The following is a 9,174-nucleotide window of genomic DNA, read 5'->3' as shown; positions in this document are numbered from 1 at the left end:
TTTGGATTGTCTGGTTTCATCTCGAAAATAACTGTATGGTCATCTACCTTGTAAACATCTTCCAACCATTCCCAAATCTGTAGACCTAAGGGATATTTTTGCCCTAATTTGTAGGAATATACAACATCGTCTGCAGTAACAGGTTCTCCATCGTGGAAATACGCTTTTGGATTCACTTTTACCTCTAATCTTAGTTCATCAAGCCACTTATAGGATTCTCCCAAAATAGGAACATACTTTCCATTGAGAGCATCCCATGTGAATAGTGTTTCATATATCCAAATATGTTGTCTAGGATCAGAAACAAACGTCATTGGCGAACCTGCAAGCGGATTATCCGTTGTTGGTGGTCCCCACTGAAAACCTGCGACATACACTGCTTCTTCTCTGGGGATTTGGGTTACTTGAGCGAATAATACGCTTCCCATAACCAAACTTGCCAATAAAAGAAACACAACAAACACTTTTTTCATACTCTTTTCACCTCCAATATTTTTGTTACACACTATCAAGGAAAGGCCTTTCCAAGAAAAAATAATACTAAGTTCCCCTATCTCCCTTTAACATCCCAGCTTAATTTCAAAAAGGTGGAAGGTGCTCGTAGTATTCAAAATACATGCTTTACCAGATCCCAATATAATACTACTCTGAAACATGTTACATCGCAAATCTGATTATGAGTAATGAGAAGCGATTAGGAGTAATTATTTTAATTTATTTAATAAAAGCTCTGATTTTTGTAGTTTTTCTTAACTTTTTAACATGCCCTTATAGATTCCCGGATCAGAGTTTTCTATCAATGTAGCGTTTGCTACTTTTTCATAAAATTTAGCAGGACCAACTCCTCCGATTATGGCATATGCATAACCACTTTCTTCCATACTCTTTAGAGCGATTAAAAGCAATGCTTTCCCAATATCTTTTCCTCGGTAGTTTTTGTCTACACCCATTGGACCAAAAAAATTTTTGCATGTAGCATCAAAACAAGAAAAACCAATAATTTTGTTCTTATCTTCGTCTACAGCTATGAAACAACTGATAGGTTTGTTAGAAAAAGTTACATCACATTCACTTGCCCAGTGATCACCGAATTCTTTTTTGATCCAATCCAAAACGATAAATTTTTCGGGTGCTTTCGCTCTCCGTACTGTTAGTTTTGAATCTTTTAATTCAGAAAATACCTTCTCATCATAATTCAAATCGTAAAGTTTTACAAGCATATCTGCCATTTTTTCACCCCTTTACGCTTCCAGCTGTGATGCCAGAAATAATTTGTTTTTGAAATATCAAGAACGCTATCATAATAGGTAACCCAACGATCGTTGTTGCAGACATAAGATAAGGCCATTGTAATTGTGTTAATTGCTGATACAAAGCAAGTCCAACTTGCGCGGTTCTCATTTCCCTGGAGGATGTTAAAATTAAAGGCATAAAAAGGTCATTCCAAGTTGTTATAAAGGTATTTATTCCCATTACTGCTAATGCTGGTGTTGAAAGAGGTAAAATGATTTTAAAAAAAACAGTAAAAGGTCCCGCTCCATCAACTACCGCAGCCTGTTCAATCTCTATTGGAAGTTGTTCTATATATTGTTTTAGTATAAAGATTCCAAAAGGAGTAACAAGTTGAGGTAATATTAATGCAAAATATGTATCTAATAAATTTAAATTCTTCATTAGAATAAAGATAGGAATAGTTGTTGCTTGGAAAGGTATCATCATTGTTATCAACACAATAGCAAAGAGCACATTTTTCCCTTTGAAATCTCTCCTTGCAAATGCATATGCTACCATGGAAGAAAATAAAAGGTTTGAAATAAGAATTGTTCCTGAAACTATAAAACTGTTTAACATATACCTTCCAAACATTTCCTCGTTCCATACAATAATATAATTCAAAAGTGTAGGATATTGATTCTGTATTTGAATATCATCGATTAGGAAATCGAAATCTAATATTCCTTTTTCATTGTTCAATATTATAGAAATTCCCGTAATGTACTTCAAATTTATTTGTTCTTTGTTCAAATCCTTTTTTGAAATCACTATTCGTGCCCACTGTCCTTGATTATTATACAGAAAAGGAATTCTTTGCGAATTTCCATTAATATCTTCAAAAATCACAAAACCGTTGTTGATTTCTGAGGTGTCCAATTTTATCCAGAAATTAAAATTATCCATTTTTCTCAGATCCCTAGTACTTCCTATCATTTTTATACCGGGATTTTTCTCGCTTTTTGATTCAATGAGTAAAGATTGAGAAGTCTCAGGAGATTCTTTAACCAGAGAGTAGTTTGTACTTCCTAAAGGAGAAATCGTTCTTTTTAAAACACTTATATAACCGGCTTCAAAATCATTAAGATAGAATTCTTTAACGATATTTGTCATATTTCCTTGAGGGATGAACGAGGTGTAAATCATGATCACTAAAGGTAATAGAAAAATTATAAGAATCATAAAAGAAATTAAAAAAATTATATTTTTTTTGATATTCATTAATATTCACTCCTAAGGACTCTTTGTTGAATTAATGTTATAATTAAAATTATTATGACTAAGATATAAGCCATAGCTGAAGCATATCCCATCCTGAACTGCCTGAATCCTGTCAAATATAAATAATGTACAATTGTTTGTGTAGAATTCAAGGGGCCTCCGCCTGTCATTGTAAAGATTTCTGTAAAAATTTGAAAAGATCTAATCGTGTTTATTGCAATCACAAAAAAGAGTGTAGGTTTTATTAGAGGAAGGGTTATTTTAAAAAATTTATCGGTGTTCGAAGCACCGTCAATAGAAGCTGATTCGTAGAGCTCCTCAGGAATGCTCTGTAGACCAGCCAAAAAAATTATGGTATAATAACCAATAGCTGCCCAAACGTTCATAATCATAATAGATAATAGAGCTGTATCTGGTGATGCCAACCAACCTGTATTTTTTTCTATTCCTATTGTTTGTAGTAAGTAATTTAATATTCCATCAGCACTGTAAATGTATCGCCATATTGTAGAGATAACAACCATAGACATAACAGAAGGTAAAAAGAATCCAGCTTTAAATAATCCTTTAAATCTAACCATTTTACTATTTATTAGGACAGCTAATAGAATGGAAATTACTGTAGTAAAAGGAATTGTACCGATTACAAAAATAAAAGTATTCCTCATAGCTTTCAAAAAGATTTCATCTTTGAATAAAGAAAAATAGTTTTTCAATCCTACGAAATTTATTTCCGGGCTTAATCCCGTATAATCTGTAAAACTTATTCCAAAAGAGAAAATTATCGGATATACAGAAAATATTATAAAAGTTATAATCCAAGGAAGTAAAAAAACAAAAGTTGTTAAGTTATACTTGCTCTTTAATTTCAATATAAACACGTCCCCTTTTTTCTTTTTTTGTTTCAAAAAGGGGCAAAGGGGATATACCCCTGCCCCAATGCCCCAAGTACTTTTAACATACAATTTTTTAAAGCAAATTTTGGATTTGTTGGTTGTATTTTTGTAAAATTTCTTCTATTGGTGCATCTGTAAGTAGTATTTCTTCTACAATGTTTGTAAATAATTGTTCGATTTTGTTAGCTTCAGCTAACGGTGGAAATGGAACGGCGTATTTGTTTTGTTCAAGGAACGTTGCATGTAGCGGATGACTTTCGAACCATGGGTCTTTTTCTATTCCAATTTTTGTTGGAAATACCTCGCCCGTGGTTCGAGTTATCTGCATAGCCACTTCTTCGCTCAACAGAAACTCTATTACCCTCCATGCTTCTTCTACATTTTCGCACTGTGAAGAGATTCCCAAAACTTCTCCACCTGCAAAAGAAGCATGATAACCATGATGATCTCTTGGTTTAGGTATAAGAGTCACATCAAATATAGTTTCTGGATAATCTCTTTGAGTGTTGTTGATATACGCAGGTCCAGCAAAGAAGAATCCCAGTTTCCCTTGCCCAAAAGCTTCTGCGAGTTCTGATTCCTTTCCTAGTAATGCAAAGTTACTTAAACTTCTGTAATAATTAGCAGTTTCGATGACTGGATCGCTGTTCAAAGTTGCCTTTTTTAGATCAGGAGAAACAAAATGTCCCATATTTCCCCAAACAGCTGGTAAAAACCATTCTTGATACGGACTATATAACTCACCTACACATAATCCTACTCCATAAATATCGGGTCCTAAAGCGTCTATTTTTGCAGATGCATTTAAAAGTTCGACCCACGTTTTTGGTGGATTATCTGGATCTAAACCAGCTTTGTCGAGTAATTCTAAATTATAATACATGGCTCTGGGAGCTAATAACCAAGGGAATCCCCATGTTTTTTCTTGATATTCAACAAAATTCCAAGCAACATAATCATCTTTTACTTTTCCTACAATATCATCAACCGGTCTCAGAACTCCCTGAGAAGCAAAAGTTGCCAACCATGTGTTTCCCAACTCAATGACATCCGGTGCGCTGCCTGCAGCAATGGAAGTAACAATTCTATCAAAACCTGTTGCCCATGAGAGTTGAACAATTTCCAATTCAATATCTGGATTAGCTGCCTCGAATTGTGCTTTCACTTGTTTTGATAAAGTGTCGTCCATCATAAACTGCCATACTGAGATTTTAGTTTTACCAAAGGACAATAATGTCAAACCAACAAATAACACCAGCAACAAAATCTTCTTACTCATGCTTAAATACCTCCTTTTTAGAATTTGAAACCTATAGAACATCCTTTACTAATCTTTAATTATCCCAAATTATCACCTCCCATAAAGGTTTTTCATATTATTTGCCCAAATTCAAAACAGATTTTAATACATAATATATAGATATCGGTTTTGTAGAATTTGTCAGTATGTATTTTTCCTCTTTATAATTATCAAGATCATTTTCATTTCTTAAAATTATGTAGATAACTTCATTTGAAAAAAGTTTTAATTTTTTTTGCATTTTCAGTTGGTTTTTGAATCGAAATGAATCAACAACGAAAGAAATAATAATTTCACTTTTTGCTAAGGGTGCATCAGTTGTGCCTTGTTTCACATCGTAAGTTATGATTTTAGAACTTTCAAACATGCTTTTAACTAAAGCTTTGTATTCAATGTAATCTTTATTACTTGTATCTGCGGGAGATAAAGGATCTCCTTGCGGAAGGACAAAGACTACATCAGAAAGTTCCAATTTGTTTTGTATATTTGTATTTATCGTTTTTTCAGCAATTTGAGCTAGGAATCTTGTTTCATAAGTTGTGTTTATGTACTGTTCTTGCAAAGAAAGTATTCTCTTATAACTTTCTTCCATTAGACCTTTTTCAATTTCTCCATTAGAAAAAGATTTTTGTAGCTCATTGTAGAAAGGTTCGAAATTGGCATCGGCGTCTCCAACTAACAGAATATCTCCAGTAGCAGAAAAGAATTTATTAACAATTTCTTTAGGAGAGTAATTGTCATGAATTGCTTTCATTTCTATGGCATCACTTATAATAATTCCTTTATACCCCAATTTATCTCTTAAGAAATCCTTTAAAATACTTTTGGATAAAGTAGCTATATTTTGTTCGTCATAGGTTGGATAAATAACATGAGCGGTCATTATCGATTTAGTGCCCAGTTCTATAGCTTTTTCAAAGGGATAAATGTCTTTTTTATCCATGTCTGTAATTACAGGAATTTCATAATGAGAATCTTGAACAGCCTTCCCATGACCAGGGAAATGTTTGCAAGTAGCGATAATTTTGTTTTTCTCTAATCCTTTAATAAAATTATTTCCACAAGCTGACACTATTTCTTCATTGTTTGAGTAAGCTCGTAGTCCGACCACTGGACTTGCATTTTTAGCGATTACATCCAACACAGGGGCAAACAACATATTAAAACCGATTTTTTTGAGAGCTTTTCCTAAATAATCTCCGTAATCATAGGCATATTTAGGATTATTAGTAGAACCCATTGCTTTATTGCCAGGTGATGGAAAAATGCTGGGTACAGTTTCTAATTGCCCCCCCTCATGATCTGAAGATATGAAAAATTTGACTCCCCCGTCAATAATTTCGTATAATCTTTCCATATTTACTTGGAGACTGTTCAGATTCTCCATGTTCGATGGATAAAGCATAACTCCTGCGGGTTTTACACTTCGAATTAAATCCAAATGATGGTTTTTAATTCCTTTAGGAAAACCTAATAGAAAAAATTTGCCTAAATCATCTTTGTTCAAAATAATTTCCTCCTCGTATAATATGTATTGATGTGAAACTTAAAATCTGTTTTAACACCTCTTCATTCATCAGCCTTCCCTGAAGGATGAAAGAATTTTACTCTCTCATTTAAAAATCATTTTATTTCTAAAGCTCCATTATTAATTTGCCTTTTAAAAATTTTTGCTAAGTATTGTTTATTTTCAAAAATTTTGGTAATAAAATTTATTGCAGCTCCAACAGCGGTTACTGGTTCGTTTTTTTTCTCTGTAATAAAATTGATATTTCTTTGTTTACTTAAAAATAAATTATTTCTCGTTTCTTCTACCAAAAACTTAATAGCAATTTCTGGTAAAAACTTAATACCTCCATCAAAAATCACTGTATCAGGATCGATAATACCTACTAATAATCCAATTTCTCCCGCTAATTTGCTGAGGAAAGTTTTAATTTCATAGAAAATTTCATCTTCTAAATGGGTATTTAGAAAGTCGTAGTAGTCATTTACATATCCATTATTTTTTTCTATTAAACGTAGTTTAAATTCGTATTCCCCAGAACAGTTGTTTGAGCCGTGATAAAGGTGATTGCTTATAATAATGCCTATCCCTACCCCCACAAAATCATGAATATCATAAGGAATAGATATATAAACATACAAAATATTTTTAGCCGAACCTTTCAATTTTAAATTGTAATATGCTGCGCCCACATTAGAGTCATTATCTATCAAAAAAGGAATATCATTAACTTTTGATAGCTCTGATACCAGTTTGAAATTCTCTATTCCCAAAGCTTTAGAGTACACTATAATACCTTCTTTGGAGTTAATTATTCCTGGAAGAGAGATTCCACAGGCACAGATATTTGAATCTTTCTTTTCTTCAATAATTTTTTGAATCATCTTTACTAAATTTGACTTGTTTATTTTTTCTTTTATACGAAAGTTATCGATCGGATCTCCTTTCAGATTTGTGACAACACAATTAATTCCGTTTTGCTCTATTTCTAAACCTAAAATATTAAATATATTATAATTAAAAGACTGAATTTGAGTTTTTCTCCCACCTTTTGGGCCTTGTTTTAAAGAACCCACAGTTTGTATTATTCCAGTGTCCTTGAGATTTTTTAGATATCTTGAGATAGTAGATTTATCTAAATCGGTTGCTTTAGATATTTGTTTTATTGTTGCTTCTTTGTTTTCCCAAAAAAATTTAATTATGGAGAAAAGATTTTCTTTCATGTTTTGTGGCTCCTTTGGTTTATGTATAGTAAATATGTTTTAGTTAGTTGCTTGCAACAGGCAACTAACTAAATTATACAATTAATTTCTTGTTTTGTAAAACTTGGTTATACATGATTAAGAGTAATTAGAATCGATTAAGGGCAAATAATTGTTTTTAACTTCGTTTCCCTTAATTTTTCAAAATTGATAGTAAAAATTTATTTTTTCATTGGTTTTTTAAAAATGATATAATACTAGTGAGTTAAGGAATAGACAAAACTATAACTTTTTAAATAAGAGAAAAAGAGTGATAAAAATGGATAAAAAAACTGTTATCAATATTCTCAACGAAATAGGTCTACTATTGGAATTAAAAGGAGAAAACCCTTTTAAAATCAGGGCATATTATAATGCTGCACGTGCTATAGAAACTCTTGATGAAGATATAGAAATATTAGTCAAAAATAACAAACTAAAAGAGGTCAAAGGGATAGGCGAAGCCATTAATAAAAAGATAACGGAACTTATCACCACAGGAAGACTTGAATACTACGAAAATTTAAAGACATCGATTCCCGAAGGTCTCGTTGAGATGTTAAAAATACCAGGCCTTGGGCCTAAAAAGATAAAAACTTTGTGGGATAAATTGGATATAAAAACTGTTGGAGAACTTGAGTATGCTTGCCTTGAAAATAGGTTGGTTGAGCTCCCCGGATTTGGAGAAAAGACTCAAAAGAAAATCTTAGAAGGTATTAAATTTGTGAAGAGGTTTAGCAACCAGCATCTATTTTCAGAGGCATATTCGGAAGCTAATTTACTCAAACAATATTTACTTAAAACAGGACTCGTTATAAGATGTGAGATAGCTGGAAGTATCAGAAGAAAAAAGGAAATAGTAAAAGATATAGATATATTGGCAACTACTAATAATCCACAAAAATTAATGGAAAGCTTTGTAGAATATGACAAAACAAGAGATGTGATCGTTAAAGGAGATACGAAGACAAGTATAACTTTAGAATCTGGCATTAATGCTGATTTAAGGGTAGTAAAGGATGAAGAGTACCCCTACGCTTTGCACCATTTCACCGGTAGTAAAGAGTACAACACCGCCATGAGGCATAGGGCAAAACGAATGGGTATAAAGATGAACGAATATGGGTTGTTTAAAGGGGATGCTCTCATCAAATGCTACGATGAAGAAGAGATATTCAGAAAATTAAATTTATCTTATATCCCACCTGAAATTCGTGAAAATATGGGTGAAATTGAAGCTGCCGAGAAAGGTGAAATACCAGTATTGGTAGAACAAAAAGATATCAAAGGTGTTTTTCATGTGCATACTAATTACAGCGATGGAGCGAATACTCTTACCGAGATGGTAAATGGTGCAAGAGAACTAGGTTACAAGTATATAGGTATTACAGATCATAGCAAATCTGCTCGATATGCACATGGGTTAAATGAGGAAGATATATTGAGACAGTTTGATGAAATTGATAGATTGAACGAAAAATATTCGGATATAAAGATACTGAAAGGTATAGAATCAGATATCTTGAAAGATGGTTCGCTGGACTATGAAGAAGATTTATTAAAAAAATTTGATTTTGTAATTGCTTCGGTACATTCTAATTTTAAGATGAGCAAAGAAGAGATGACTGAAAGGATTATAAAAGCTGTAAAGAGCAAATACACAAAGATTTTAGGACATGTAACTGGTAGATTATTACTTTCAAGGGATGGATATGATCTTGACGTTTATAGGGTTAT

Annotated in this window: 8 protein-coding genes; 1 reads left to right on the top strand and 7 read right to left on the bottom strand. The window is 32.5% G+C overall.

Going from position 1 to position 9,174, the window contains the following annotated elements; all coding sequences use genetic code 11:
* The 7 genes from AA81_RS03615 to AA81_RS03585 all read right to left on the bottom strand — a co-directional run.
* Positions 1-473: ABC transporter substrate-binding protein (locus AA81_RS03615; protein ID WP_245863425.1), on the bottom strand; the 473-nt coding region annotated here is incomplete at its 3' end.
* Positions 474-749: 276 nt separating this feature from the next.
* Entirely contained in the window at positions 750-1,229 is a 480-nt protein-coding gene (locus AA81_RS03610) for a GNAT family N-acetyltransferase (protein ID WP_103078368.1), read from the bottom strand.
* A gap of 4 nt (positions 1,230-1,233) precedes the next feature.
* Complete coding sequence (locus AA81_RS03605) at positions 1,234-2,493, bottom strand: carbohydrate ABC transporter permease (protein ID WP_211292648.1); 1,260 nt, start codon at positions 2,491-2,493, stop codon at positions 1,234-1,236.
* On the bottom strand, positions 2,493-3,374 hold the full coding sequence (locus AA81_RS03600) for an ABC transporter permease subunit (RefSeq protein WP_103898231.1): 882 nt from the start codon (positions 3,372-3,374) through the stop codon (positions 2,493-2,495). Before AA81_RS03600 ends, AA81_RS03605 begins: the two co-directional genes overlap by 1 nt.
* Positions 3,375-3,462: 88 nt before the next feature.
* Positions 3,463-4,668 carry an extracellular solute-binding protein gene (locus tag AA81_RS03595; RefSeq protein WP_103898230.1) on the bottom strand — a complete coding sequence of 402 codons (1,206 nt, stop codon included), beginning with the start codon at positions 4,666-4,668 and terminating at the stop codon, positions 3,463-3,465.
* A gap of 97 nt (positions 4,669-4,765) precedes the next feature.
* Complete coding sequence (locus AA81_RS03590) at positions 4,766-6,196, bottom strand: glycoside hydrolase family 3 N-terminal domain-containing protein (protein ID WP_103898229.1); 1,431 nt, start codon at positions 6,194-6,196, stop codon at positions 4,766-4,768.
* Between the two features lie 116 nt (positions 6,197-6,312).
* Entirely contained in the window at positions 6,313-7,419 is a 1,107-nt protein-coding gene (locus tag AA81_RS03585) for an ROK family transcriptional regulator (protein ID WP_103898228.1), read from the bottom strand.
* A gap of 298 nt (positions 7,420-7,717) precedes the next feature.
* Between AA81_RS03585 and polX the strand changes: the two genes are divergently transcribed.
* The coding region (gene polX / locus AA81_RS03580; protein ID WP_103898227.1) for a DNA polymerase/3'-5' exonuclease PolX at positions 7,718-9,174 on the top strand (1,457 nt) is incomplete at its 3' end.

It is taken from the genome of Petrotoga halophila DSM 16923, assembly GCF_002924615.1.
The sequence above is the reverse complement of the archived record's forward strand: the minus strand, read 5'-3'. Positions and strand labels throughout refer to the sequence as shown.